Annotated in this window: 20 protein-coding genes and 2 pseudogenes; 13 read left to right on the top strand and 9 right to left on the bottom strand. The window is 37.9% G+C overall.

Going from position 1 to position 26,885, the window contains the following annotated elements; genetic code table 11:
• Positions 1-112: 112 nt before the first annotated feature.
• Positions 113-1,744, bottom strand: coding sequence for a methyl-accepting chemotaxis protein (locus ACU5DF_RS05935; RefSeq protein WP_446712166.1), 1,632 nt, complete (start codon positions 1,742-1,744; stop codon positions 113-115).
• A gap of 292 nt (positions 1,745-2,036) precedes the next feature.
• Between ACU5DF_RS05935 and ACU5DF_RS05930 the strand changes: the two are divergent.
• Positions 2,037-3,150: pseudogene (locus tag ACU5DF_RS05930) on the top strand (alpha/beta hydrolase).
• A gap of 198 nt (positions 3,151-3,348) precedes the next feature.
• A complete protein-coding gene (locus ACU5DF_RS05925) occupies positions 3,349-5,280 on the top strand; it encodes a sensor domain-containing phosphodiesterase (RefSeq protein WP_446712165.1) in 1,932 nt (643 codons plus the stop codon).
• Positions 5,281-5,344: 64 nt separating this feature from the next.
• Here ACU5DF_RS05925 and ACU5DF_RS05920 read toward each other — a convergent pair whose 3' ends face one another.
• Together ACU5DF_RS05920 and ACU5DF_RS05915 are read right to left on the bottom strand one after the other, a co-directional pair.
• Positions 5,345-7,804, bottom strand: a complete 2,460-nt coding sequence (locus ACU5DF_RS05920) for an ABC transporter permease (RefSeq protein ID WP_446712164.1) — start codon at positions 7,802-7,804, stop codon at positions 5,345-5,347.
• Positions 7,801-8,484 carry an ABC transporter ATP-binding protein gene (locus tag ACU5DF_RS05915; protein WP_446712163.1) on the bottom strand — a complete coding sequence of 228 codons (684 nt, stop codon included), beginning with the start codon at positions 8,482-8,484 and terminating at the stop codon, positions 7,801-7,803. The genes ACU5DF_RS05920 and ACU5DF_RS05915 overlap by 4 nt, the downstream gene beginning before the upstream one ends.
• 315 nt (positions 8,485-8,799) lie before the next feature.
• Here ACU5DF_RS05915 and ACU5DF_RS05910 point away from each other — a divergent pair, with 315 nt between their 5' ends.
• From ACU5DF_RS05910 to ACU5DF_RS05895, 4 genes are read left to right on the top strand one after another with little or no spacing between them, the layout of a single operon-like run.
• Positions 8,800-9,387 (top strand): CDP-alcohol phosphatidyltransferase family protein, encoded by a 588-nt coding sequence (locus ACU5DF_RS05910; RefSeq protein WP_446712162.1) that lies wholly within the window; start codon positions 8,800-8,802, stop codon positions 9,385-9,387.
• 7 nt (positions 9,388-9,394) lie between these two features.
• Positions 9,395-11,098, top strand: a complete 1,704-nt coding sequence (locus ACU5DF_RS05905) for a bifunctional alpha/beta hydrolase/class I SAM-dependent methyltransferase (protein ID WP_446712161.1) — start codon at positions 9,395-9,397, stop codon at positions 11,096-11,098.
• A 2-nt stretch (positions 11,099-11,100) separates the two neighbouring features.
• Positions 11,101-12,174, top strand: a complete 1,074-nt coding sequence (locus ACU5DF_RS05900) for a patatin-like phospholipase family protein (RefSeq protein ID WP_446712160.1) — start codon at positions 11,101-11,103, stop codon at positions 12,172-12,174.
• Positions 12,175-12,183: 9 nt separating this feature from the next.
• Positions 12,184-12,918, top strand: a complete 735-nt coding sequence (locus ACU5DF_RS05895) for an SDR family NAD(P)-dependent oxidoreductase (RefSeq protein WP_446712159.1) — start codon at positions 12,184-12,186, stop codon at positions 12,916-12,918.
• Here the strand turns inward: ACU5DF_RS05895 and ACU5DF_RS05890 are convergent.
• Together ACU5DF_RS05890 and ACU5DF_RS05885 are read right to left on the bottom strand one after the other, a co-directional pair.
• Positions 12,890-13,783 (bottom strand): phosphatidate cytidylyltransferase, encoded by an 894-nt coding sequence (locus ACU5DF_RS05890; RefSeq protein WP_446712158.1) that lies wholly within the window; start codon positions 13,781-13,783, stop codon positions 12,890-12,892. The genes ACU5DF_RS05895 and ACU5DF_RS05890 overlap by 29 nt on opposite strands.
• Entirely contained in the window at positions 13,783-15,006 is a 1,224-nt protein-coding gene (locus tag ACU5DF_RS05885) for a phosphatase PAP2 family protein (protein ID WP_446712157.1), read from the bottom strand. Before ACU5DF_RS05885 ends, ACU5DF_RS05890 begins: the two co-directional genes overlap by 1 nt.
• Before the next feature lie 305 nt (positions 15,007-15,311).
• Here ACU5DF_RS05885 and tesA point away from each other — a divergent pair, with 305 nt between their 5' ends.
• A complete protein-coding gene (gene tesA, locus ACU5DF_RS05880) occupies positions 15,312-15,929 on the top strand; it encodes a multifunctional acyl-CoA thioesterase I/protease I/lysophospholipase L1 (RefSeq protein WP_446712156.1) in 618 nt (205 codons plus the stop codon).
• Between the two features lie 68 nt (positions 15,930-15,997).
• Here the strand turns inward: tesA and ACU5DF_RS05875 are convergent, their stop codons facing one another.
• Complete coding sequence (locus ACU5DF_RS05875; RefSeq protein ID WP_045104405.1) at positions 15,998-16,324, bottom strand: MaoP family protein; 327 nt, start codon at positions 16,322-16,324, stop codon at positions 15,998-16,000.
• A gap of 130 nt (positions 16,325-16,454) precedes the next feature.
• On the opposite strand from ACU5DF_RS05875, the gene hdfR reads away from it, so the two are divergent.
• Positions 16,455-17,315: an HTH-type transcriptional regulator HdfR gene (hdfR, locus tag ACU5DF_RS05870; RefSeq protein WP_446712155.1), complete on the top strand. Its 861-nt coding sequence runs from the start codon at positions 16,455-16,457 to the stop codon at positions 17,313-17,315.
• A gap of 254 nt (positions 17,316-17,569) precedes the next feature.
• Positions 17,570-18,916 (top strand): magnesium transporter, encoded by a 1,347-nt coding sequence (locus ACU5DF_RS05865; protein ID WP_446712154.1) that lies wholly within the window; start codon positions 17,570-17,572, stop codon positions 18,914-18,916.
• A 64-nt stretch (positions 18,917-18,980) separates the two neighbouring features.
• Here the strand turns inward: ACU5DF_RS05865 and ACU5DF_RS05860 are convergent, their stop codons facing one another.
• The gene (locus tag ACU5DF_RS05860) at positions 18,981-19,907 is read right to left on the bottom strand and encodes a LysR family transcriptional regulator (protein ID WP_446712153.1); all 927 of its coding nucleotides are present in this window, start codon (positions 19,905-19,907) and stop codon (positions 18,981-18,983) included.
• A 159-nt stretch (positions 19,908-20,066) separates the two neighbouring features.
• On the opposite strand from ACU5DF_RS05860, the gene ACU5DF_RS05855 reads away from it, so the two are divergent.
• The 4 genes and pseudogenes from ACU5DF_RS05855 (at position 20,067) to ACU5DF_RS05840 (ending at position 24,169) form a co-directional block, all read left to right on the top strand.
• Positions 20,067-21,254, top strand: a complete 1,188-nt coding sequence (locus tag ACU5DF_RS05855) for an MFS transporter (RefSeq protein WP_446712152.1) — start codon at positions 20,067-20,069, stop codon at positions 21,252-21,254.
• A 275-nt stretch (positions 21,255-21,529) separates the two neighbouring features.
• Positions 21,530-22,198, top strand: a complete 669-nt coding sequence (locus ACU5DF_RS05850; protein ID WP_446712151.1) for an SDR family oxidoreductase — start codon at positions 21,530-21,532, stop codon at positions 22,196-22,198.
• 78 nt (positions 22,199-22,276) lie between these two features.
• Positions 22,277-23,393 (top strand): annotated as a pseudogene (locus tag ACU5DF_RS05845) (alkene reductase).
• Positions 23,390-24,169: a glycine betaine ABC transporter substrate-binding protein gene (locus ACU5DF_RS05840; protein ID WP_446712150.1), complete on the top strand. Its 780-nt coding sequence runs from the start codon at positions 23,390-23,392 to the stop codon at positions 24,167-24,169. Before ACU5DF_RS05845 ends, ACU5DF_RS05840 begins: the two are co-directional and overlap by 4 nt.
• 106 nt (positions 24,170-24,275) lie before the next feature.
• On the opposite strand, the gene ACU5DF_RS05835 is transcribed toward ACU5DF_RS05840, so the two are convergent.
• Both ACU5DF_RS05835 and ACU5DF_RS05830 read right to left on the bottom strand, forming a co-directional pair.
• Positions 24,276-25,121, bottom strand: a complete 846-nt coding sequence (locus ACU5DF_RS05835; protein WP_446712149.1) for a universal stress protein — start codon at positions 25,119-25,121, stop codon at positions 24,276-24,278.
• 10 nt (positions 25,122-25,131) lie between these two features.
• A complete protein-coding gene (locus tag ACU5DF_RS05830; RefSeq protein ID WP_446712148.1) occupies positions 25,132-26,619 on the bottom strand; it encodes a SulP family inorganic anion transporter in 1,488 nt (495 codons plus the stop codon).
• Between the last annotated feature and the right edge of the window lie 266 nt (positions 26,620-26,885).

Raw genomic sequence — 26,885 nt, 5'->3', positions numbered from 1 at the left:
GTTAAAGCTATAGTGACAAATGAATAACGGTTAACATCCCTTATCTGAAATATATTCGCTAAACAGTAAAAACCAACTCTTTATATTCAAGAGTTGGTTTTATTTTATATATCTAATTCACTTTGAAAAAAGATAATTCTTGGCTTTGTGTTTCTGCTAATGACGCTAACTCTTGCGCTGCATGTTTTGTCTGGTTTACTGCTGCTACATTTTCATTCACTAAATCAAATGTTCTAGTTGTATTTTTAGCAATATCTTCAGTAACACTATATTGCTCTTGTGAAGCAGTCGCGACGAGGGCATTAATATCAGAAATAGTTTGAACTGATTGTGCAATGTCATCAAACGAAGATTTTACATTATGAGATAATGCAACAGAGTCTTGAATCGATGTAACATTTGCCACCATATTATCATTCGCTTTTTCTGATTGCGCTTGCAGTTTAGAAATTATCCCTTGAATATTTTTGGTTGATTCTTGAGTCTTAGCTGCTAAGTTTCGTACCTCATCCGCAACTACTGCAAATCCTCTTCCTTGCTCTCCTGCACGAGCAGCTTCAATTGCCGCATTCAATGCTAATAAATTAGTCTGTTCTGAAATAGAACTAATTACATTAGTAACTTCCCCTATATTAATGGCGCTGTTCTTTAACTCTTCAATCATCTCAGCAGTCTCCTGAACTGATTCATTAATATTTTGAGTTAATAAAATAGATTGGTCTAATGCCTTATTTCCATCAATTACATTATCAATTGCTTTTTTGGTTTCATCTTCAGCTTGAAGCGCATTTGAAGAAACTTCTTTTGAAGTACTTGATAACTCACTAATAGCCGTTGAAATTTCTTCAACTTGCGCCAATTCACTTTGAGTGTTTTTGGCTGTATTTTGCATGACAATAGTTAACGCCTCTGAAGAAGAACTTGTATTTTCCGCTGAAACAGTTAATTCCTTTATCAGATTTGATAGTCTCTCAATTGATTTATTAAATTCTTGCTTAATTTTAAAGAATTCATTTTTAGAAGGAGATATAGATAATGGTTTTAAAACACCCTCAGCCAATAAAGCAATCGCTGATGACATTTCATTTACATTTTTCTTAAGAATTTTATTGATAAAGAAAAATAAAATACCAGAAACAAAACAACCAACAAAGGTTAGTAGCAAGGTTATTGAAATTAAGTTACTGAGTGATTCATCTAAAGATTCTGAACGTTGAATAAGAAACTCTTCCTCTTCTGCTGAGATCTCATCAAATATCACCCTCATTTCATTTACATAGCTTCCACCATTCGCTTTATCTATAAACTCTAAAGCTTCATTTAAGCTGCTAGTAGTGCGAATATCTATTCCTTTATCAATCACATTCTTTTTCCAATTAGAATATGTATTTTTCAGTAAATTTAATTTATTCGTTTGAACATCGGTTGGATTATTCAAAAAAAGTGTAGATAGTTCATCCAAATCAGCATTAATTGAGCTAACCCCCATTTCATAAGGCATTAATGATGATTTATCATTAGTTAGCATATACCCCCTGAAACCTGTTTCTATGTTTATTACTTGTTCCAAAGAGTGCTGGACCAAACCCATAATCGCGTAAGTCTTTTCTACTGCATCACTGTTTTTTTTAATATCTGAGTTTGAGTTATCTACAGAAATAAAAATAGACATGAATGAGATAAATGTTACAAAGAAAGCGATAAGCATTAATAATTTTGTTGGTAAGTTTGTTAACTTATTCATTTTAATCTTTAACCTTTAACCTTTAATTGGAGTTTGTAACAATTTAACCTGAGAACTTGGCAGAATCATTATAAAGCTCAAGACCACACTTAAATATTGAACCACTCTCACAACATGAGACTTACTCAATTATTTATTTTTAAATTAAAACAATCTCATTATGTAATAAATGATTAATAATCAAGAAGTATAAGTCTGTTAAATAATAATGACAAAGTCATACATTACAACGACAGTAAATTACATTTTATTCAAATAGACTACATTACATCATCTCAACTGGAAGTCACAAATGAATAATTACCGCACTTTTTTATTAGCAGCCCCTCTTATCTTATTAGCTGGTTGTAACTCAGGATCAAGCAATAATTCTTCTACAACCAAACCACTTTTAAAGCCTGCTGCTAATTACCAATTTACTGATGCTGCTCGTGATGAGTTACTCGAAGAGCGACAAGGCATCCTTAATTCAATGATGTTATCTTACGATGGAAAAGCAGTATTCTAACGTTAAGTTTGCTGAATCCTTAGGTGACGAAAATACCTTAATACAGCTTGCTGATGATAATGGAAACAACATTGACCTTTATTTATTAGGCGCAGATGAAGTAGAAGAGTGCATCATTTATCATGAAGCAAGCAACCGTGTAGACAGCTTTCAATGCGGCGCTGATAAACGTTCAATCTCTAACGATACAACGTTAATTCAAACTACGACGACTCATGCAAGCTTACCAATTCAAGTTGAATATAATCACGAAGACGCAGAATATATCACTAGTATTGGTTCAACCATTTTAACGGCTGTAGATAACCAAAACCAAATTAATATCACTACTTCTTTTGCTTTTGAAGGTTTCTTCCGTGACCTTATATGTCAGCCAAGTTGTGATGAAAAAACACCATCAACCCTTGGTGTAACTACATTTTTACAACTTAAGGATATTACTGAACAGTACAAAGGCAGTAACATGACAGTGCGATTTGATAACCCTATTCGTGGCAGTGCCGACGATGATATCAATATGTATACAGGGTTAATGATCAATAAGAATCAGATGACAACTATCGTAACTCCAACAGGGTCTGTTTTCTCTGGCGGTACTGATTTATTTGCTGCTGGAAACGAACGAATCTTAGAGCGTGCTACAGCAAACGCAGCAATTGAAGCTGATAAGCAAGTTGGTGTTCATAGTTGGGCTGAAGGTGATAAGACCGCTAAAGAATTCCCATATACTGATGAAAGCCACCGTAAACAAGCTACATATTTTGATACAGTAATGGGCAGCAAAGGCATCGATTTTTACCTATTCACTTTAGATTCAGCTCCTGCAAGCGGTGAGCACTGGGTAACTAAAGCGGACTCAGAAAAGTATAACTTCATCACTAAAATCATTCAGCTTTAATATCATTTTTTAGAATTTTCAGTCACTAAATAAAAAGCCAATCCTTTAAAATTAAAGGGTTGGCTTTTTTATACCTAAAAATCTCACCAGACCACCAATGCTACAAGATTGTTTAATTTCTGTTGTATCACAGATTATTTTCAAAATAAGAACTACAATTATTGGATCATAAGTAGAGTATCGTAGGGATTCACACAAATGCCATACAAAGATGAGCTGAAAAAGCTGCAATATGAACATTTATTTGATCATTTAACGATTAATACAGCTCAAATAATCGTATCTGATGACATTTTTAATGGTTGGCAGCAAACCCTTGATCTACTAGCTGAAATAATCGACAGCCCAGCAGTGCTTATTATGCGTGTTAGCGAAAAAAACATATCGGTCTTCACTTCGAGTAACAGTGAAGGTAATCCATATAAACAGCACGATAGTGAAAGTTTAGGCAAGGGTTTATATTGTGAGACTGTAATTAAAAATCAGTGTGAATTGCATGTTCCTAACGCCTTAAAAGATAAAGAGTGGGATCAGAACCCCGATATTGAATTAGGGATGATTGCTTATTGTGGTTTACCATTAACTTGGCCAGATCAAAGTGTTTTTGGTACTTTATGTATGCTAGATAGTAAAGAACGAGAATATAGCCAACCTTTTCGTCACTTACTCGAGCGTTTCCAAAATGCAATTAATGCGAACCTAGCCAGTTTATATCAACAATCTGAGTTACAATATCTGAATCAAATCCTTGAGAATAAAGTTCAAAAACGCACTACTGAGCTAGTAAAACTCAGTGGTAAGATAATGAGAGAAATAGAAAGCCGCCAAGCGATTGAGCACTCACTTGATTATCATAAAAGTTACGACGCACTGACTGGTTTACCTAATCGATTGAACATTATCAACGCACTATCTCAGCAATTAAACACTCAGATATCCGAGCATACCACTGTTATCTATTTCGCATTGAGGAATTTTAAATCCATCAATAATAGCTATGGTTATGTAATGGGCGACAAAGTGTTGCAATTATTTACCCAACGTATTAAACGCTGCTTAACTAACAGTGCCTTATTTGCTAGGGTATCTGGTGCTGAATTCGTTATTGCTCTATCAAACAGTGAATCAGTAAATAATATATCGTTAATTAATAAGATAATCTCCTGCAGTAACACACCATTTAATATCGCTGAGTTTTCTATTACGATACCTTGCTGCATAGGGGTCGCTCAAGCACCTCTCGATACCTGTGATGCCGCCGAATTGATTCAAAAAGCGGGAGCAGCAATGGGGATTAGTAAGGCTGATGGCTCCCCATATACATTTTTTACTAAGCAGGCTCAACTTAACATTGAACAGCGCTATCATCTTGAATCTAATTTAGTTGATGCTTTAAAGAATCAAGAGTTAAGCCTTAATTATCAACCATTTTTCTGCTTAAAAACGAATAAAGTAATTGGCGCTGAAGCCTTATTACGATGGAATAATCCGATATTAGGTAACGTTCCTCCAGATCAATTTATTAGCTTAGCTGAGCATAATGGTCAAATTCATGAGATCGGTAATTTTGTGTTACATACGGCGATGGCTCAAGCTGTAAAGTGGCATATAATGCAACAGGGGAATTTTCGCATCGCTATTAATATCTCACCAATGCAATTTAAATATTCAGGCTTTGCCGAACATATTTCTGATCTATTAAATTTATACAACTTACCCGCTTCCTCGTTAGAACTTGAGATAACAGAGGGGATCTTATTACAAAATGAGCACATGGCTCAAAAAACGATTAAACAACTACAGAAGTTAGGAGTTCGTATCTCATTAGATGATTTTGGGACTGGGTATTCTTCTTTAAGCTATTTGCAGAAATACTCTTTTGATACTATCAAAATTGATCGTTGCTTTATTATGAATATCGAAAAAAACAAACAAGATCGAGAGCTCACTAAAGCCATCATAGCAATAGGGAAAAAACTAGATCTTCATGTAATAGCGGAGGGAGTAGAGACTCAATCTCAAGATGATTTCATTAAATTTGAAGAGTGTGATTATGGTCAGGGTTTCCTCTATGGTAAACCTGCCACTACAGAATGGTTTGAAGCTCATTACATATGCTCACAGGGTTAATGCGGTTCAATTCATAACACAGTGAGCATTTATATGACTCTTTAAGAAATTAAGAAAATATGGATTACTTCAGTGGCTTCAATAGTTGCTTAATCACACTCACCAAACTCATAAATACAATCATCATGGCAAGTAATGGCAACACAATCCACATACCTATGTGCAATGTTGGCTCAAGTTTAAAGCCCCATTTCACTAAGCTAAATACGATGGCTTCTGCGCCCATCACAGCAACAAAGCCTGCGGCTAATGCCATTACCCCGTATTCACTCCATAACGTCTGGCTAATACGCTGACGGCTTGCACCAAGCGTTCGATAAAGGGTAATTTCACGTTGACGCTGATACAAACTCAAACGAAGCAAAGTGAATATCAACAGCACACCACTCACTACACCTAAGCCTGCTAATACACTTAACGACCACGTAATTTGAGCGAGCATGGCTTGAATTTTTCCACCCATGGTTCTAAAATCCAATAAACTCACGGTTGGGTAATCACGAGCCAATTGATTCAATAAGGTATTTTCGTTGTCATCTATTTTAAAACTCACTAACCAAGTGGCAGGTAGTTCAGCAATCACATCCGGTGTGAAAATAAAATAGAAGTTCGGTTTCATGCTTTGCCAATCAACAATTCGAATCGAATTAACTACAGCAGAAAAAGACTGGCTGTTGACTGAAAAACTCAATGTATCACCAATTTCAATACCCAAGTCATTAGCAACGTCTTGCTCTACAGAAACCCCATTAGAACTCCTCCATTCGCCTGCTGTCACTTCATTATGAACGGGTAACGCATCTCGCCATGTAAAGTTTATCTCACGTCGTAATGCTTCAGAACCTTGCCCTTCTCCTTTCATTTTATCTTTGGTGCTTTCCCCATTAATGTCAGTTAAGCGACCACGAACAATCGGATAGCCTTCCGATCGATCTAATTTCTCATTATCTAATTTTTGTAAATACTCTTGTTGTTCATAAGGGGCAATGTTCATCGCAAATACATTTGGGGCATCTGGTGGAAGCGTTTGTTGCCAATCCCCCAACAGATCGGTTCTTACTAACCAAATCACCGCAACTAGCATCAATGACCCCGACAAGGCGGCTAATTGCATCATGCTGTTTTTTGGAGAACGTTTAATACGACTAAGCGCTAGAGTCATCGCTGCCCCCCATTTAAAGCGTCCAAACAGATGCACTAAGCCATAACTAATACCTGCAAGTAAAACAAACAGTACCACTAAGCCAACCGATACCATCCAGACTAGGCTGTTATTGCCGTACATAAATAAGAAAGCGACTACTGGTACCGCAATTAACCACAAGCCTTTTTTAGAAGGTGCGGTCATTTGAGATTGAAGTACCGCTATCGCAGGAGTGTCTAATAAGCGCAATAATGGAATACCCAACGCAGGTAAACCAATAAACAACGCAACGACAGAACCAAACGCAAACGGCTGCCAACCATAACTTGGTAAATTCTCAGGTAGGATCCCCGCTAATGGAATACGTAGTAATAATTCTAAACCTAGACCAATAAGAGAGCCCGCAACTACGCCAGTAAAGAACATCAAACCCACTTGGCTTAATAACCAACGTTTCAACCATTGTTTACTCGCGCCCATACTTTTTAACATCGCAACGGTATTGGCACGACTGGTCGCGTAATGCTGACACGTTAACACCAAGGTGACCGATGCCATTAGTATCACCATCAAGATAGTCAGCGATAAATACTGCTTGGCTTTTTGCATTAAATCGGCGGTTCGACCTTGAGTTTCTTCGCTTATCCAACGTTCTCCTGCTTGCAATTCATAATCACTTTGCAGTAACGATATTGCACTATCTTCACCTTTAAATAGGGTTCGATATTGCACACGACTGCCCAGTTGAATCGCACCAGTTTTATCTAAATCAGACTGATGAATAAACACACTTGGCATGGTTCTAAATGGGTTAAACGCTAACTCTGGCTCCGATTCAATTACACCACTGATTGGCAGTTCAGCATCACCAATAGCAATGACATCACCAATACTCAGCTCTAATAACGATAAGAGGCGCTCGGCGATCCATACTTCTCCTGATTTAACTTGATTATGGATTTGGTTATCTGCCCCATTAAATAAGAGCTCACCGCGAAGTGGGTAATTACTTTCAACCGATTTCACACTCACTAATTGCATACCAGTGTCGCTGAATGCCATAGTTTGAAAACGCACTTGAGAAGATAAAACTAAATTTTGGTCATGCGCTCGTTGCAGAATAAATTCGGGGGTTGGATTAGCAGAGCGAAACACGAGATCGGCTGCCATCATTGAGCGACCTTGATCTGTCATTACCTTTTCAACTCGAATCGCCAAGGCAGACAAAGCAACCACACAGGCAACTATCAAGGTTAATGCTGCCATTACAGGCCACAGCTGACCTTGCCATATCTCTCGCCAACTCCAACGCAATATCATTCTATTCCCAGAAGATTTATTGTCTCCTGAGATATTTGGCCTCAATGCTTGTTTACTCATCCGCCCTTCACCTCTTCATTAATCTGCCCAGCATTAATAGTAAGTGTGCGCTCACATCGCTGTGCAAGCTTAGGATCATGAGTGATAAGCACTAAGGTTGTACCGTGTTTTTGGTTCATCTCAAACAAAAGTTCAATGATGTGCTCTGCGGTAGATTGATCGAGGTTTCCTGTTGGTTCATCCGCAAATAAAATACGCGGCTGAGTCATAAACGCACGAGCCAATGCCACACGTTGCTGCTCACCACCAGACAGTTGAGAAGGCAAATGGGTTTCACGGCCGGATAGTCCAACAGACTCTAATAACTGTTTTGCTTTTGCAATATCTTCACCTTCACCACGTAAAATCGCGGGCAAGGTAACATTTTCAAGTGCAGTTAAAGAAGGGATAAGCAAGAAGCTTTGAAACACAAAACCAATCGATTCACTGCGAATTTGAGCGCGAGCTTCATCATCTAATTGAGAAAGGCTTTGTCCTAATAATTTAATATCACCAGATGTGGGAATATCTAACCCTGCCAATAACGTCATTAACGTTGATTTACCCGCACCAGACGTACCTACAATCGCTACACTTTGGCCTGACTGAACCTCAAAAGAGATATCTTTTAAAATAGTTAATTCTGCTTCATTAGAAAGTACTGATTTTCCTACTGAGCTCACTTTTATGGCAACGGTCATGACTCTTTCCTTTTGAGATTATTCTTATGCTATTACTCGTATTGTATACGCAAGTGCCCGTGGAACAGCAATTTCATTTACACTTCTTTAACTAAAGGTTACAAGGTATCTAAAGTATGTTTAATACGAACCTCATTGCATTTAGGATTACTTGTTAACTGCATTTAAGTTTTACGGAAGGGATACTGCTCGTAATATAATCATTTAGTGTTGCTCAAAAATAGACATAATGATACCTCTGGAATAAGCTAAGCTGTATCAATCGTAGTAATAACAAACATCACAATCTTCTTCTCAGTAAGGTTTCTCATCCCTATGAGCATTTATCAGCTTAAACCTAAGTTTCAATCTCTCTTACGCCCTTGTGTTAATCGACTTGCTCATTCTGGAGTTACCGCAAATCAAGTCACACTATTTACACTTATTTTTACGCTTGTGAGCTCTATAACCCTCTTTACTATTGGGGCAAGTGTATGGTGGGGGATTTTACCTATTGTTCTTTTTATACGCATGGCTTTAAATGCCGTTGACGGTATGCTTGCACGAGAACACAACATGGCCTCTTCACTTGGGTTAGTGTTAAATGAAGTGTGCGACTTGATTTCTGATGCTGCTATCTATTTAAGTTTTATCGCGATAACAGGATTTAACGCCTATGCATTATTTGGCTTAGTTCTGCTTGCGTGGTTAAGCGAAGTGATTGCAATTCTCTCTGTTCAAATAACAAAAAACCGAGCTAATCAAGGTCCTCTTGGGAAAAGTGATCGGGCTTTCTTATTTGGGTTGCTAGGCTTATTAATTGCGTTTGAGGTAGATTTCACATCAAGCGGTCTTTGGATAATGCTTATCGCCAATCTCGCGTTAATTATCACCATATATAAACGTTTACACATCATTATTTAGGTAAATTATGACATTAGAACACCACAGCTTTTCGTCTTGGGATGAGACAAAGATAATCTACCGCTCTTGGAACCAACAACCAGATACGAAAGGCATCATCTTGTTGTTACACCGAGGGCATGAACATTCAGGAAGAATGGAAGCGATGGCTGATTTCTTTGTGAACCATAATTACACAGTTTATGCTTGGGATGCACGCGGTAATGGATTATCCGAAGGGCCACGAGATGACGCAAAAAGTTTCTCTGTCTTTGCTAAAGACCTTCAACTTTTTGTAGAAAAAATTAGTAAAGAAACCCAACGTTCAACTGAAGATATGTTTATTATTGCCAGTAGCATGGGCGCTGTTATTGCGGCAAGTTGGGTTCATGATTATGCGCCAAATATTCGAGGGATGATCCTTGCAACTCCTGCGTTTAATATTCGTCTATATGTCCCTTTTGCTATTCCACTGTTAAAAGTAGCAAGGCAACTCTCACTGTTACCTAAAGTCACCAGTTACGTAAAATCAAAAGTTCTGACTCATGATAGATCTCAACAGGCGATTTATAATCAAGACTCACTTATTTCAAACTCTATCTCAACAGATCTTTTAATTGATACCTACCAAACAGGACAACGGATCATTGATGATGCAGAAGCTATCCATACGCCAACCTTAGTTCTGTGTGCAGGCCAAGATTGGGTCGTCAGTCGCTCAGCACAGCGTAAATTTTATAATCGCCTCTCTTCAACAAAAAAAGAATGGGCTTATTACCCTGATCTTTACCACGCTATTTTCCATGAAGATAAAACAACAGACGTCTTCAACAGATGCCAAACCTTTCTTGATGAATGCTTTGTGCAACCTATCATTAAGGTTAATTACGACAACGCCAATCACTATGGTACAAGCAAAGATAAAATGGATTCGCTTTTACTGCCAAGCATAAATCCAATCTACCCAATCACTAAAGCCGTGCTGAACTCTATTGGCCGTTTAAGCCAAGGGATCAATATTGGTTTACAGCATGGGTTTGATTCAGGTCAATCACTCGATAACGTCTATACCAATAAAGCAGAAGGGACTACCTTTATAGGTAAAATAGTGGATCGAATTTACCTCGACAGTCCAGGCTGGCAAGGCATCCGTTGTAGAAAAGAAATCATCGCTAAACTGCTCGAAAAATACCTTGATACTACACAACCATTTCATGTACTTGATATTGCCAGTGGTAATGGGCGTTACCTGTTTGACCTTATGGATTCAAACCCTCTGACTTCGGTTGAAATGAGAGATTTTGACTCATCAAACATTCAAATAATGGCTTCACGTATCGAAAGCATGAATTTAGCATCACGAGCGAATGCTGTTCAAGCCGACGCTTTTTCTAAAGAGAGTTACCTTAATGAATCAAACTATGATCTTGCCATTGTCTCGGGGTTATTTGAACTTTTCCCTGATAACACCTTAATTAAAACTGCCTTGAAAGGCATGGTTGAACAGCTAGCTCCCGGAGGATATTTATTGTATACCAATCAACCTTGGCACCCACAACAAGAGTTCATAGCAAGAACACTTAATAATCATAGAGGGAAACCATGGGTAATGCGCTGTCGCTCTCAAGCGGAAATGGATGCTTTAGTCACAGAAGCTGGACTAAAAAAAGTAGATATGAACATTGATCCCTGCGGCATATTTACGGTTTCTATTGCTCAAAAGAGTCTCTAGTTATGATCGTAAATCCCAAGAATAACCACGTACATGAATACCACAATACAAATAAGCCTTTTAAGCATTCAATGTTGATGTCTGGTGGCGGCTCACGATTTGGTTATTATCTTGGGATGTATGCAGCAGCCATTGCCTCGAACAAAAAACCGGACGCCATTTTTGCAACTTGCGGTGGAGCTATCGCCGCTGGAATTGTTGGGTCATTTGAGTCAATTAAAGAGCAAAAAGAAGCCTTGCTTAGTCATGAAATCCATCAAATGTCTCAACGAATTCAATATAATAAAAGACACTCTCTTATCAATGTATTTTTAGATATTGGTAAGCGGTACCTCCATCGTAGAGCAACTGATATTTTTCCTGATCTTCACCATGATGCCCTTTTTAATATAAATGATAATGACACACCTCTGTTTCCTTTCACTCCTAACTACGCTTCAAACAACTGTACCATTGCGATTATTGGATCAAAACTCTGCTTTAATAATAATCAAGTAGGAACAAAAAGGCACGCTTCGCCTCTGTTTGAAGAAGTAATTTTTAGTAATAGAAAAGGAATATCAGCACTAATAAATGCCCCTTACTCTCCCCACTCTTCACTTATAAAAAACACGTTTAAAAAAGAAGATTCCGTCTCTTTTCAGGATGCAATTCGTATCTCTGTGTCTGATATTTATTACCTACCACCATACTCAGTTGCAGGAGAGAACTACATGGGAGGAATGTTGGATCTAGTCCCTTTTCATCTAGCTCAACATTGTTCAACAACACTCTCCTTAGAAGCAAAACAACCCTTCTCAAATTTCAGTGCCGTCCCCGCTTTTTTGTATCTTCTGGGTTATAATCCCAATGATGTTCAACAAGCTATCCCACACAGACCACAAGATATTTGGATCAACACTTCGGATTCTCCAAAAGAACTAAAAGCCCATCAAATTAACAAAAAAATTGACTTGTTATCTAATCAAATAGTGATTGATACACCAAGTTATGACCAATTTTGTACCATGATGCAAGCTCAATGGGATTATGGTTATCAACGAGCATTAATTGCATTTAAACAACACCACAAATAAGGAACACACATGAATGTCATCATTATTGGTGGAACAAGTGGTATTGGCCTTGCGCTAGCAAAACATTATGTAAACTCTGATCATCAAGTGGTTATTTGTGGGCGAGATATTACCAAAGTACCTGCAGAGTTAAAAACACCCTCATTATCCATGATGAATGTAGATGTGAGCCAGCAGAATGACCTCATTCAATTTTTTGATTCGTTAAAAGATAATCCAATGGATATTGTAATCTATTGTGCCGGAAAATATTTTAATGAAAGGCGCTTAGATCTCAATCAAGATGAGCAAAACGAAATGAGAGCAGTAAACGCAACAGGGTTTAATCTCTGTTTTGAGCTTGCATCACAAAAGATGATATCTCAAGGCTACGGTCATTTGGTGACCATAGCTTCAATAGCAGGGTTAGTACACTCTTCTTCACCAACACTTTATAGTCGCTTAAAAGCCGATATGATCACACAAGCAAAGCACTATGCGGCAACCTTAGAAAATCACAATATCAACGTGACAGCTATCGCACCCGGTTATATTAATACCCAAAAACTCAGAGAGTTAAATGGAGGAGACGCTTCTCATAAGCCTTTTTTATTAGAAGAGCATCAAGCGGTAAATTGCATAATCAAAGCCATTAAAAAGAAGAAAATTCTCAGTGTCTTTCCTCTAAGAATGAAGCTACTTGTCAGTTTTTTAAATTACTTACCTTTACACCTTGTTAGTGAAGTCTTAAGAGCTCGACGATAAAGAAAAATATCGGTGTAGCTAAAAGTAAACTATCAATACGATCAAGTATTCCGCCATGTCCTGGGAGTAAATCCCCCATATCTTTAACACCAAACTTGCGCTTAACCCAAGAGACACTAACATCACCTGAAACGCCTAATACAGTTAAAGTAAAACTGATCACCATAGCTGAAATAAGAGAAAAAGGGGTAATAGATAGAGCAACCACAGTCGCTAACAATGATACAATTAGCCCTCCTCCAATTGCCCCTTCTACCGTTTTATTAGGACTGATTGTGGGACACAGTTGATGTTTACCAAATTTCTTCCCAACAAAATATTGAATCGCATCATTAAATTGCGTCGTAAATATAAGATACAGCACATAGCTCATCGCTAATTCACTATCTTTATTATTAAGTAATAACCTAAAAGAGAAAAGAAAAGCAGCAAGTAATATTATAATACTTAAAATTGGGATGATCTTATTGCTCCCCCCCATAATAAAGCCATTTTGGGATATAAACAAACACGTTAAAATACAAACAAATCCTATAACACCGGTTATCAGCATGATATAAAAAGACCAATAGCTTAATAGTATTGGTAGCGTCATTGACGCCATCAAAATACAAGTCGTTAATGTGTTTAACCGACTCACCGTTGCTATTTCTTTTGCTCCCATTAACGCTAAAAATGAGATAAATAGAGGCATAAATGAGATAGGTAGTAACACAAAAAATGTGAGAACCAATAACATCCACCACCATGACCTAACACGTAAATAAAACTCAGAACTAAGAAACTCTTTTTTGATAAAAGCAGCAACCATCGCGACAGAGATACAAGTAAATATTATCAACATAAAAATTAGGTTAGAGCTCATTATTTGCCTCTCTCCACGCTATATTCGCTCAACTTCTGTAATAATTCTTGTTCTAAATAACGTTCTCTTAACATAGCATGAGGATTTAACGTAGATAAATACGCCTTAACCTTACACGGTTCACACTCACCAGACCACACAAGATAGCTTGCTATCATGGCATAGCTGCGACTGATCCCCATCGTACAATGCACATAAACAGAAAAGGCTTCATTGCTGTTTTTTATTACTTCTAAAGATTCACAAAAAAGCACGGCATCAGCCATTGTGATTGGCTGTAAATCCAATAAAGGTAAACATCTATATTGATTCTCTCCTTGATATGCATCATCGTAATGAAGAGTCGACATTAGCGATAATTCTGAACTTAAATCAATAACATGTGTAAAATTTCTTGGTTTATCCATCATTGATAATCGTCGACCAACACTTAACCATGGCAAGACAGAAACCACTGGCTGTTTATCAACCAAAGAACGAACATTCCACATAAACCAATACACAAATCGATAAGGAAATAGGCAAATAAGATGAGTCATTCCCACCTTACCATCACAACGCTTACCGAGTGCATAAGGTTTATTCATAAAATAAGCAATAAATAGCAGCCCAAACCCTATTGATAAATAACCAAGCAATAGACTTAACATAGGATTAAAGCTCGTCAATATCATGCTCAATAACCAACAGGTCGATGTTAACGATAAATAGATTTGTGACAGATAACTCAAAAGACAATATCGAGTGAAGCCTAGCACTCCAACAGAAACAATAAGCCCACTAAGCACATCAATGATTCGATGCTGATAAGTAAATAGCGTTGATACCAACATTAGTGTAATACCCATCGTAATAACCCAATTTACTGCACGATTAAATCGCCCAAGTAGTGAGAACCATAATAAAATACCGTAGACAATATGCAGGGAAGGTGCTTGATTATAAGGCTTATCAAAAAAATAAACCCCATCAAAACCGAGCTTCCAAGGATAACTGCTCACTAATTCAATCGAACCAAAATATAATGGATATAAATAAAAACACCAGCCAGAGATTAAGGCAGCAAATAACATATTTTGATTTAATTGTTGATATTTTTTAGGTTCATCAATATAAAAAAAGGCAAGTAAGAAATAAATAACAGAACTTAAATAAGGAATGATCATCCATTCAATAAAAGGAAGCGCTAAATCGAACCCAGTAATGACACTTCGAGTAATCATTTGATTTTCTGCATACCAATTATTACTGGTATAAATCAGTGTAAATATAAGAGTTTGAAATAATATCAACGTGATTTTTATAATAACTGAGGTCGTATTATTGTTAGTATTATCATGCACGAGGTTTTCAATGTCCTTATTGATAAACAAGCGGCTACTTAATGCCATGAAGTCTATGTTAATTTATTAATGATGTCTAATACGAACAACTGACAGACTTTCATTACTAAAATCAAAATAAACATTGCAATATGAATGTATTTTTTCCATTGTATGCTTCATTATATTTACTATTTGAGAATATTATGCGCAAGATTTTTACTTTTTTTTTAATTGTCTTTTCTAGCTTATTTCTTCCATTTAAAAGTGCTTATAGCCAAACCTTGTTGATCCTCGGAGACAGCTTAAGTGCAGGTTATAGCATGCCAATCGAGCAAAGTTGGCCATCACTATTACCAGATCAACTAGCTAAAATAAATAAACCTATGACGGTCGTCAATGGCAGTATTTCTGGAGATACGACAGGAAATGGGTTAGACCGGTTACAAAACTTACTTAACCTGCATCAACCAAATTATGTATTAATCGAACTAGGAGCAAATGATGGCTTACGTGGATTCCCACCACAAAAAGTAAAAGCAAACTTGGAGCTGCTTTTTGCTCAAATTAAATCAGCTGACGCGCAACCTTTGTTAATGCAAATTCAAGTTCCACCGAATTATGGTAAGCGTTATAGCCAAGCGTTTGGTTCGATTTACCCTGCATTAAGTGAGAAATACGATATTCCTTTGCTTCCATTTTTCTTAGAGCAAGTAATTATTAAACCAGAATGGATGATGAAAGATGGCTTGCACCCTAAACCAGAAGCACAGCCATGGATTGCAGAATTTATGGCGCAAGAACTATCACCTTATTTAAAATAAATAAAAAGCCTGGTCTTACTTTAGAGAAAGTAAATAACAGGCTTTTTATATTTTATTTATCTAAGTAATCAATCATCATCTGATGAATAGTTATCTTCACTATTGTCAGAAGTTCGTTGAGTACCGCACAAAGTAAAGTATTTAGGCTTAAAATTAATCTTGTTTTGATACTTTAACCAACATTGTGCAAATTCTGAAATTTCCGTTGGTTGATGCTGTACTTGCTCAACAAATCGTATTTCTGCATCTGACTCTGGTGTAAATGCACCACTTAGTAAAGACTGCATAGTGCGGCCATACGTTTCCAAAATCGTTGATTCACGGATTGTGAAACCACTACGGCTAAAACCTCTTTTGAAGTTTTTATCATCATAAAACTTAGTTGTTATTCTCATTGATGTTTCTTTATAACCACAGAAAACGTATATGTAATTCAGAGTGAGTAGCTTGTAAAACAAAAAATATTCGCGCTTTCAATCAAAATATTTTATTGTTGTTAATACCACCATCAAAGAGATGAAACACTTGGATACTGATCTGCTTAAAACCTTCTTAGAAGTGACAAAAACTCGCCATTTCGGACGTGCTGCAGAGCATCTATTTCTCACACAGTCAGCTGTGAGTTTCCGTGTTCGCCAATTGGAATCACAGTTAGGCAACCCACTATTCACTCGTCAGCGTCATAATGTTCAATTAACTGCTGCTGGCGAGCGACTTCTGCCTTATGCTGAAGCCATTTTGCAAACATGGGGACGCGCCAAGCAAGACGTAGCTCTTACTGAAGATTACAACTCTCAAATCACCATTGGTGCGAGCGCGCTCATTTGGGAATTTGATGGTATTTCTGATTGGATTAATGGGATTTATGACACCGTTCAAGGGCTAGCTCTGCGATTAGAGTCTATTCCTCGACAAGATCTAGCAAAATCCTTGCTCGATAAAAGTGTCGATCTATTTATTACTAGTGAACCCCCTAAAATTGATGGGATACGTGTTCATAAAATACGAGATTATCAGTTACAATTAGTTACTAATCAGACAGATAGTACAATTAACAGCATTCAATCTCTACCATTAGTTTACTTAGATTGGGGAGCGCGCTTTGCGATTCAGCACAGCAAAATAAATGAATTACAAAAAACACCTATTCTTCATACTCACTCATCAAGAATGGCGTTAGATTATTTAATTGCACACCCAAGTGCCGGATATTTACCAGCCCCAGTAATTAATCAATGCGTTGATAATAAAGAATTATATGTCGTTGAAGGCGCACCTATTATGGAACAAGCCTTATATTTAGTATGGCAAGAGAAAAGTGATAAGGCCGATCTTATTAAACAAATTACTGACGTGAACCCTAACCAAGTAACAAAAAGTGTGTAATACCAATCACAGTAAGTAAGTACTCAGAAATTTCAACGCTGTTATCGAGTATTTTAACCAGCTAGGATGATCAGTTATTTACAGCGATTGGTATAATTAACCTGATTTAACAAAAATGAAACTAAGGGCTCTAAGGAGTCCTTAACTTTATCTATCATTATGATAAATAAGATCATTAAAGGGTTTAATAAAATAAATCTAATTACTATAATCACGTATTACTTTTGACCCCTGCTTCCCCATGGAGTACGACATTGAACGAACATCAAGATTTATCATTTCAAATTGAAACACTATTCAATGCCGACCAACAAGAACAGATCAATTTACTCGGTGAGTTTGTAGAAGATGGTCTAGACATAGGCTCTGTTGCTCGTATTTTAGAAGCTTTTCCAGTTGATGATCGTGTGCAATTATGGCGTCACTTGCCACTAGAGATGCACATTGAAGTATTAACAGAAATGCGCGCCGACGCACGTGTAGCAATCCTAGAAGAATTATCAGAAGCTGAATTAAATTTCACCTTAGCAAAACTAGATAACTTATCGTTAATTGAATGGGCAGAATCCCTACCTGATGAACTATTTAGTCTTGCCTTGCAACTTATCAGCCGCGATGAATTAGACTTATATGATGATGCAAAGCAGTATGAAGATGATGAAGTAGGCCACTGGGCTGACAGAAAAATTGCAACTTTACCTTTTAACGTCAGTGTAGGCCGAGCGAAAAAGCTTTTAAAAACCAATCTATTTGAATCTCATCAATACATGCACCTAATTAACCGAGCGCATAAGTTTCACGGTATTGTTCAGTACACTGATATTTTAACTGCTGATGACTCAGTTAAAATTAATACGTTAAAATTGGAAGATTGTTTAGTTTTAAATGTTCATCAACCATTAAATGAAAGTATTGAAGCCATTGAACACTCAGCGGTACCAAGTGTAGCTATTATTGACGACGATAACGTTTTAGTTGGCCAACTTGATTGGCAGTTTGCGATTAATACTCAACGGGAAATTTACGAAACTCGCTTAATGGCGGGTACTGGTATGGATGAAGGGGACGACCTTTTTTCTCCAATCCTTAAGAGTTCAAAAAAACGTGGCGTGTGGCTTGGTATTAACTTACTAACCGCTATTTTGGCTTCTGTAACCATTGGCTTATTTGAGGATGTAATAACTCAAGTGGTAGCTCTTGCGGTATTAATGCCAATTGTTGCCTCTATGGGCGGTATCGCTGGCAGTCAAACATTAACCTTGATGGTTCGTGCAATGGCACTCAATCAAATCACCCCTGGTAACCGTTTTGCACTATTAAAAAATGAATTAGGTATTGGTTCTATCAACGGGTTGCTATGGTCATTAATCATAGGCGGTCTTGCTGGTGCTTGGTTCCAGTCGTTCGCGTTAGGTGCCACAATTTCACTCGCCATTATTGTAAACATTATTACGGCGGCTCTGTTTGGGGTTCTTATTCCTATCACGTTAGATAAGTTTAAGTTAGATCCTGCGCTTGCTGGCTCTGTTATTTTAACCACTGTCACGGATGTGGTCGGTTTCTTTGCTTTCTTAGGAACGGCAAGTTTGGTAATGATGTAATACTCACACCAAAACACTGAGTCAATCTCAATGGCTCAGTGTTGCTCTCTTAATTCCTCGATATTTACTCACCTGCTTTCATCGCATCAAATTTCTCAAACAAAAAATCTAAAAATAATCGAATTCGCTTTGGTTGATATTTCTTACTGATATACACCACATTTAGATCGGCACTGGATACCGACGTCGATGTATTGAAATTCGCCATATAACCATTAAGCACCGTCACAAGACGTAAGTTATTAATATCATCCTGCACATCTAATATTGACTTCAAAGCAATGCCCGCGCCTTCTAATGCCCAATATCGAACGACTTCACCATCATCTGAAAATCGTTTAGGTAATACCGTTATTACATTCTTCTTATCTGTATCTTGAAAATGCCACGTTTTAAGCTCTTCGTTACTGCGCACCATAGCAAGGCAATTATGATTGACTAAATCTTGTGGCGTTAACGGCGTACCATACTTTGCTAGATATTTAGGTGATGCACATAATACTCGATGGCTTGACGATAACCGTCGAGATATCAAACTACTATCAGCGAGTTCTCCATATCGAACCACAATATCTATGCCTGATTCTGCAATATTTGAAACATCATCATTCAAATATAAATACGGCACCACCTCAGGGTATTTTTCACAAAACTCAGACAAAATAGGAAGGATATATTGCTTACCAATGTCTTTTGGCGCACTGATTTTAAGTGACCCTTTTACTTCTTTCACCCCATTTAATATCAGATTCTCTGTCTCTTTTACATTATCAAGGATCTCGAGACACGCCTTATGATACAGGTAACCAGAATCGGTAAGGGATATATGCCTTGTGCTTCGATTCAGTAGCTTTACACCATAGCGCTCTTCTAAGCCCTGTAATCTTGCTGTCATCGTTGCAGGAGAAAGACCCAACTCTCGCCCAGCCGCCGCCAACCCTTGATGCTTGATGACACTTACAAACATTGTCATATCAGAAAACTTATCCATTGCCACCTTCTCGGTTATTTCAATCTTATATATTGCCAATCATCATTATTCAGAAAACCTGAACAATGATTTTATATTTTACTCAATTATCAAATTAAAGCGAATGTATATAATCATCATCATTAGGTCACAACAATAAAATAAGTTAAAGGTAACATCATGAATAAAGAAAAAATGCCATTTCAAGTCTGGATATTAACATTAGCGGCCTTCGCAATTGGTACTGCTGAATTTGTTATTGCAGGTATCCTTCCGCAAATAGCTACGTCACTGTCTATTACTGAAGGCCAAGCTGGCTACTTAATCAGTGCGTATGCATTAGCCATTGTTATTGGCGGTCCTATCCTAACCATTTATTTAGCCCGTTTTAATAAGAAGCTCGTTTTAACTGGATTAATGGCTCTATTTATTATCGGTAATATTTTATCAGCACTAGCGCCAACCTATCACTTACTACTCATTAGCCGCGTTGTTGCGGGTCTTGTTCAAGGGCCTTTTTATGGCATTGGTGCTGTTGTTGCGACCAATTTAGTCTCTGAAAAAATGGCTGGACGAGCTGTAGGTCAAATGTTTGCGGGCTTAACGCTTGCCAATGTTCTTGGTGTTCCTGCAGGTACTTGGATCAGTTTACAGTTCGGATGGCACACGACTTTCTTTACCGTTGCAGCCTTTGGTGCCATTGCAATGATTTCAATTCTAACCTCCATTAAATCTACAGGTCATGGCGAAGCAAAAGACATTAAAACTCAGCTTGCTGCATTCAAAAATCCAATGTTGATCATTAGCTTAGCGATCACTGCATTATCATGGTCTGGTTTTATGACTCTATATGGTTACCTTGCTCCAATTGCTATGCACATCACCGGCTATGGTGAATCAGCAGTAACATGGATCCTCGTTATTGTTGGCTTTGGTCTTATTATTGGCAACACATTAGGTGGTCGTTCTTCAGACAAAGACTTAAACAAAGCTTCTATGTTCTGGGCTATTGCAATGATCGTTTCACTAATTGCTGTTGGTCTGGTGGTTGATAACAAAATCTTATTTGTCATTGCAGCGTTTATCTTTGGTATTGCATCATTTGCTAATGTACCTGCCATGCAGCTTCGAGTAATGAACAACGGTGGTGAAGGTCAAGAGCTAGCAGCAACTGCAAATATCTCAGCGTTTAACCTAGCTAATGCGTTCGGTGGCTTCCTTGGCGGCATGGTGCTTGATAGCCAATTCGGAGCAAGTATGATCCCTTTCACCGCCGTCATTGTTCCTATCATTGGATTGTTCTTTATTGCAAAAGCGAATCGTAATGACAAAACATCCGCAGCATCAATATCTAACTTAGCTAACTAACTCGTTAAATAAAGGCTCATCACCTGAGCCTTTTATCAAGGAATATGACGATGCCTCTCAATTGTATTACTGAAATAAAGCCATCACATAAAACGACGATTAATGAAATCTCCTTCGGTTTTACGGCCGATGATATCGATATTTTTAATTATTCATTGCTACAAAAAATAGAAAAGTCTCTGATTATTTGCTCACTGTTCTTTATTTATTTGTATGTAAATTAACGCTTATTTTCTCAACACAAAACCATAATTATTTTTTAAAAGGGACTCATTATGAATCAAGAAAAAACCTCATTCGTTATCATTGGCGGTACTTCTGGCATTGGTGAAGCAGTCGCACAGCAGCTGACTAACGAAAGCAATATTATTCATGTTGCTAGCCGCTCAACAGGTCTAGATATCAGCAATGAAAAATCAGTTCAACATTACTTTGAATCTATTGGCCCAATTGATCACCTTATTATCACGGCTGGATCATTTGCTCCATCAGGAAAAGTAGTTGATGTGGTAACCGAAGAAGCAAAAAACGCCTTTGATACTAAGTTTTGGGGCTCAATTCATGCGGCAAAAAATGCAGCTCGATATCTAAAACCAAATGGTTCTATCACCCTTACTACGGGGATGTTGTCACGTAAAGTTGTGGCAAATACCTATGTAAAATCAGCAATGAATGCCGCGTTAGAAACCGTAACCAAAGTACTTGCGAAAGAGCTGGCACCAATACGAGTCAACGCGGTAAGTCCCGGCTTAACAGCCACCACGGCTTATCAAAATATGGATGAGAAATATCGCAAGTCTATGTATGACAACGCTAAACAAAATTTACCTGTTAGGCACATTGGTCAAGCTTCAGATATTGCGATGGCCTATGTGATGACAATTGCAAACCCATACATGACAGGCTCAATCATCGATGTTGATGGTGGCGCACTAATTAATTAACAGAATACAAATTTCACATTAAAAAACGACTAAGACTTCTTCAATACTTACGATGAAAAAACAAAGAGGCATACAATCATGAATTCATTATTTGAAAAAACAAAACTAAACAATCTGAACTTACAAAATCGAGTTGTCATGGCTCCAATGACTCGCGCACGTACTAGCCAGCCGGGTAACATTCCAAATGACATGATGGCGACCTACTACAAGCAACGAGCAACTGCCGGATTAATTATCTCTGAAGCGACTCAAATTTCAGATGACTCCCAAGGGTACTCATTTACCCCAGGAGTTTATACCGATAAACAAGTGAAAGGATGGCAATCAATAACCAAATCAGTTCACAAAGAAGGAGCTGCGATGTTCTGTCAATTATGGCATGTGGGTCGTGTATCTCATCCTACTTTCCAAAAAGGTGAATTGCCCATTGCGCCATCCGCACTTGCTCCTGTCGAAACCAAAGTGTGGATTTCAGATGAACAAGGTAACGGTAATATGGTTGATTGTATTCAGCCACGAGCAATGACTCATGACGACATCAATCGAGTCATTCAAGATTTCGCTTACTCAGCAAAGCGCGCAATCGAAGCTGGTTTTGATGGTGTTGAAATCCACGGAGGAAATGGATATCTGATTGATCAATTTCTTCGTACTAACTCTAATCATAGAACGGATAGGTATGGGGATTCTCGTGAGAACCGTCTTCGTTTTCTACTTGAAGTTGTTGATGCAGTAAGTAAAGAGATCGGTGCAGATAAAGTTGGCGTTCGTCTTGCTCCTTTCATCACATTTAAAGACATGGATTGCCCTGATATTGTCCCTACGATTCTTGAAGCCTCAAAGGAATTGCAAGCTCGCGATATTGCTTATTTACATTTATCAGAAGCAGATTGGGACGATGCACCTGTTATTCCTGAAAACTTCCGCATCGAACTAAGAAAATTGTTCACTAATACCATTATTGTTGCAGGTAGCTACACACAGGAACGTGCAAATGAAATCCTAAATAAAGGCTATGCCGATCTTATCGCTTTTGGTCGTCCCATTCGTATCAAATCCAGACTTGGTATCACGTTTAGAAAACAATCATGACCTCGCTACATTAGATGGCAATACGTTATTTGGCGGTAATGAACAAGGTTATATTGACTACCCAGCCTACAGTGAAAAAATACTAGAGACGGAGCTATGAAAAACAAAATAATCCTTGGTGTCACGGATCTTTCTTTTCATCGAGTAACGGCATCCATCATTTCACATATTTTAACTAATATGGGTTTTGACGTTGAACGTATTTATTCTCCACACCAAGAAAATTTTGAGAAATTAAAATCTGGCGACATTGATATGCTCGCCTCTGCTTGGCTTCCCTCTAGTCACGGAATATACAAATCTGATGTAGAAGAAAAAGTCGAATTACTTGAATTAGGGCTACATTATAAGCCATACGCTCTTTGGGGGGTTCCTGATTACATTCCAGAAAGTGCAGTATCTGAAGTAAAAGATTTACTGAAGCCTGAAGTAATTTCACGCATGAATAATACAATTCAAGGCATTAACCCAGGGGCCGGAATTACCCGATTTTCAATCAAAATGATGGAAATATACGGTTTAAACAACGCAGGTTACCGCTTTTATACCGGAAGTGAAGAAGATTGCTTTGATGCATTTGAACAAGCTGTCGAGAATAAAGAGTGGGTTATTGTTCCATTATGGAAACCACAATTTCTACACCATAAATACAATATCCGTGAAATTTCCGAACCTGAAGGATTATTGGGGATAGTTGATCGTGCCGTCTTATTACTTCGACAAGACAAATCGATTAACTTCACTCCAGAACAGCTTGAAACATTAGATGCTCTTAAATTCTCTAATGAAATTATCGCCGCACTCGATTATCAAGTTTGCCGAGAAGGAAAAGCGATTGACGAAGTAACCAAGCAGTGGCTTCGTCAACAATCATAACCAACAGGGACAATGTTGTTACCTAAACTTCAGCCATAAAAAACGCCTAAAGCAATTAACTTTAGGCGTTTCATCCATTTCTAATCTTCTACTTAAATATCAATAATTAACGTATTAACAACAGAGGCACTTCACTTTTTATTAATACCTTGGTTGTGTTACTGCCTAAAAAAAACTGTCTTAGCGTTGAATGTCCATAAGCCCCCATTACCATCATGCCTATCTGGTGATCTTTCTGGTACTTCAGCAAAGCATCATCAACAGAACCTGACAGTATGTCTTCATGCACACTAAGTCCTGCATTTTTTAATTTAATGGCCGCTTTCTCAAAAGCCGCACTTTTTTCTGCAAAGTCATCCACCATCACTAAATGACAATCCAATCCCAAAAGCAGAGGCGTATTGATTGCTTTTTCAATCAATTTTTCACTCGTTGGACTGCCATCAAAAGCAATGAGATAAGACGTTGGAATAGAAAATGGGGCATTAACTACTAGTGTATGAGATTTAATAGAACGAATAACACTCTCAAGTTGAGAACCTATCGTTTTATTACTGCCCTGCTCTTCACCTAATTTACCAATAACTAATACTCTTAGTTCATTTTCTAAATCAATCAGGCTTTCAAGTAAGCTCCCATGACGTTGCAATTGCTCAACATTAGTAATGCCTTCTTTCATTACCCATTCAGCCGCTTCTTCCAGCAATTGTTTTCCATGCTTTAGAGCAACTTTACTGCGCACTTCGTCTAGCTCCGCAAGTTCATTAAGCAACTCTTCTTGGCTGCCTAATCCTATTTGCCCTGAAAGCTCACTCACAACAGGTCTGGTCGTTTTATCAAGAGCGTGCAATAAGATAAGCGGCGCATTAATCTTAGAGGCAACCCATGCACTCGCTTCACACGTTGCAAGCGTCATCGGAGATCCATCAATACAAGCTATTATATTTTTCATTTTCTAATCCTTAATGTCCGGCCAATAGTTTTTCAACTTCTTCTGGTTTGTCATGTACACCAAATTTATCAACAATAGTTTGGGTTGCTTGATTCATACCAATAAGCTCTACTTGTGTCCCCTCTCTACGAAACTTGACCACCACTTTATCCAAGGCTGACACAGAGGTGACATCCCAGAAATGCGCAGACGATAAATCAATTGTCACGCTCTCGATCACTTCTTTAAAATCAAAGGAAGCAATAAATTTATCCGATGACGCGAAGAATACTTGCCCTATTACAGTATATTCACGCGATGTATTTTCATCCGAATTATTCTTTATCACCATCATACGGCTGATTTTATTGGCAAAGAATAATGACGCAAGCAAGACACCGACCAGAACACCAATAGCTAAATTATGCGTCATTACCACAATAATCACCGTGGCTAACATAACAATATTGGTTGATATTGGGTGCTTTCTTAAATCAGTAATTGAACTCCATGAAAAAGTACCGATAGATACCATTATCATCACAGCAACTAAGGCTGCCATTGGGATTTGTTTTAACCACGGACCAAGAAAAACCACCATAATTAACAAAAACACGCCAGCAGATAACGTTGATAAACGTCCACGGCCGCCCGATTTTATATTAATCATTGATTGTCCGATCATCGCACAACCTGCCATACCACCAAGAAAACCCGTAAAGATATTGGCAAGCCCTTGGCCTTTACACTCGCGGTTTTTATCGCTGCTGGTATCGGTTAAGTCATCAACAATCGTTGCTGTCATCATGGATTCTAATAAACCCACCACAGCCAAACCAATAGAATACGGCAAGATAATTAATAACGTATCTAAGTTTAAAGGCACATCTGGCCATAAGAAAATTGGTAAAGTATCAGGCAGGTGTCCCATATCTCCAACAGTACGAACATCAATATTAAATGACATCGAAATGGCGGTTAATACGATAATACAAACTAAAGGTGAAGGAATTAATTTACCGATAACCGGTAGGTATGGGAAAAGATAAATAATCCCTAAACCGGCGGCTGTCATGGCGTAAACATGCCAAGTTACATTTGTTAATTCAGGAAGTTGCGCCATAAAAATAAGTATGGCTAACGCATTCACAAAACCTGTGACCACTGAGCGAGAAACAAAACGCATCAAGCTGCCCAGTTTTAAATAACCCGCTAAGATCTGCAATATTCCAGTGAGTACAGTAACGGCAAGTAGGTATTCTAGCCCGTGTTCTTTAACTAACGTGACCATCAATAGTGCCATTGCACCCGTCGCTGCAGAAATCATTCCTGAACGACCTCCAGTAAAAGCAATAACAACCGAGATACTGAAAGAAGCATACAACCCAACTTTAGGGTCAACACCGGCGATAATAGAAAATGCGATAGCTTCAGGAATTAAAGCAAGAGCAACAACGATGCCCGCAAGCAGGTCACCACGGATATTAGACATCCAGTCAATTTTGAAATTTTTAAACATTGAATTCTCAATTTATGCACGGCAATACGCACCAGAAATAGATCTGGGGTGTAAATAAGTGCTTCTTTGATAATACCAATTCCAGTAATTCTCTAGTCATTATTGCTGGTTAAATCACATAATAGCTTCGTTAAAAATTATTTAAGTAGAATAACTACTTATCAGAATTTTTGCCTTGCTCTTAAGTGGTTTGCCTGCGTAATAAATAGACTATTTAATTAATGGCAATGGTATGAGTTTTAGCGCGGAAAAGTAGCCGAAAGTAC

The organism is Aliivibrio wodanis, assembly GCF_052920805.1.
Note: the sequence above shows the minus strand (reverse complement) of the source record. Positions and strands in the feature narration are given on the sequence as shown.

What these genes read in the sequence shown, in the direction of transcription:
- ACU5DF_RS05935 (WP_446712166.1), bottom strand. Translation starts at nt 1,744, where the DNA reads ATGAATAAGTTAACAAACTTACCAACAAAATTATTAATGCTTATCGCT.
- ACU5DF_RS05925 (WP_446712165.1), top strand. Translation starts at nt 3,349, where the DNA reads ATGCCATACAAAGATGAGCTGAAAAAGCTGCAATATGAACATTTATTT.
- ACU5DF_RS05920 (WP_446712164.1), bottom strand. Translation starts at nt 7,804, where the DNA reads ATGAGTAAACAAGCATTGAGGCCAAATATCTCAGGAGACAATAAATCT.
- ACU5DF_RS05915 (WP_446712163.1), bottom strand. Translation starts at nt 8,484, where the DNA reads ATGACCGTTGCCATAAAAGTGAGCTCAGTAGGAAAATCAGTACTTTCT.
- ACU5DF_RS05910 (WP_446712162.1), top strand. Translation starts at nt 8,800, where the DNA reads ATGAGCATTTATCAGCTTAAACCTAAGTTTCAATCTCTCTTACGCCCT.
- ACU5DF_RS05905 (WP_446712161.1), top strand. Translation starts at nt 9,395, where the DNA reads ATGACATTAGAACACCACAGCTTTTCGTCTTGGGATGAGACAAAGATA.
- ACU5DF_RS05900 (WP_446712160.1), top strand. Translation starts at nt 11,101, where the DNA reads ATGATCGTAAATCCCAAGAATAACCACGTACATGAATACCACAATACA.
- ACU5DF_RS05895 (WP_446712159.1), top strand. Translation starts at nt 12,184, where the DNA reads ATGAATGTCATCATTATTGGTGGAACAAGTGGTATTGGCCTTGCGCTA.
- ACU5DF_RS05890 (WP_446712158.1), bottom strand. Translation starts at nt 13,783, where the DNA reads ATGAGCTCTAACCTAATTTTTATGTTGATAATATTTACTTGTATCTCT.
- ACU5DF_RS05885 (WP_446712157.1), bottom strand. Translation starts at nt 15,006, where the DNA reads ATGATTACTCGAAGTGTCATTACTGGGTTCGATTTAGCGCTTCCTTTT.
- tesA (WP_446712156.1), top strand. Translation starts at nt 15,312, where the DNA reads ATGCGCAAGATTTTTACTTTTTTTTTAATTGTCTTTTCTAGCTTATTT.
- ACU5DF_RS05875 (WP_045104405.1), bottom strand. Translation starts at nt 16,324, where the DNA reads ATGAGAATAACAACTAAGTTTTATGATGATAAAAACTTCAAAAGAGGT.
- ACU5DF_RS05860 (WP_446712153.1), bottom strand. Translation starts at nt 19,907, where the DNA reads ATGGATAAGTTTTCTGATATGACAATGTTTGTAAGTGTCATCAAGCAT.
- ACU5DF_RS05855 (WP_446712152.1), top strand. Translation starts at nt 20,067, where the DNA reads ATGAATAAAGAAAAAATGCCATTTCAAGTCTGGATATTAACATTAGCG.
- ACU5DF_RS05850 (WP_446712151.1), top strand. Translation starts at nt 21,530, where the DNA reads ATGAATCAAGAAAAAACCTCATTCGTTATCATTGGCGGTACTTCTGGC.
- ACU5DF_RS05840 (WP_446712150.1), top strand. Translation starts at nt 23,390, where the DNA reads ATGAAAAACAAAATAATCCTTGGTGTCACGGATCTTTCTTTTCATCGA.
- ACU5DF_RS05835 (WP_446712149.1), bottom strand. Translation starts at nt 25,121, where the DNA reads ATGAAAAATATAATAGCTTGTATTGATGGATCTCCGATGACGCTTGCA.
- ACU5DF_RS05830 (WP_446712148.1), bottom strand. Translation starts at nt 26,619, where the DNA reads ATGTTTAAAAATTTCAAAATTGACTGGATGTCTAATATCCGTGGTGAC.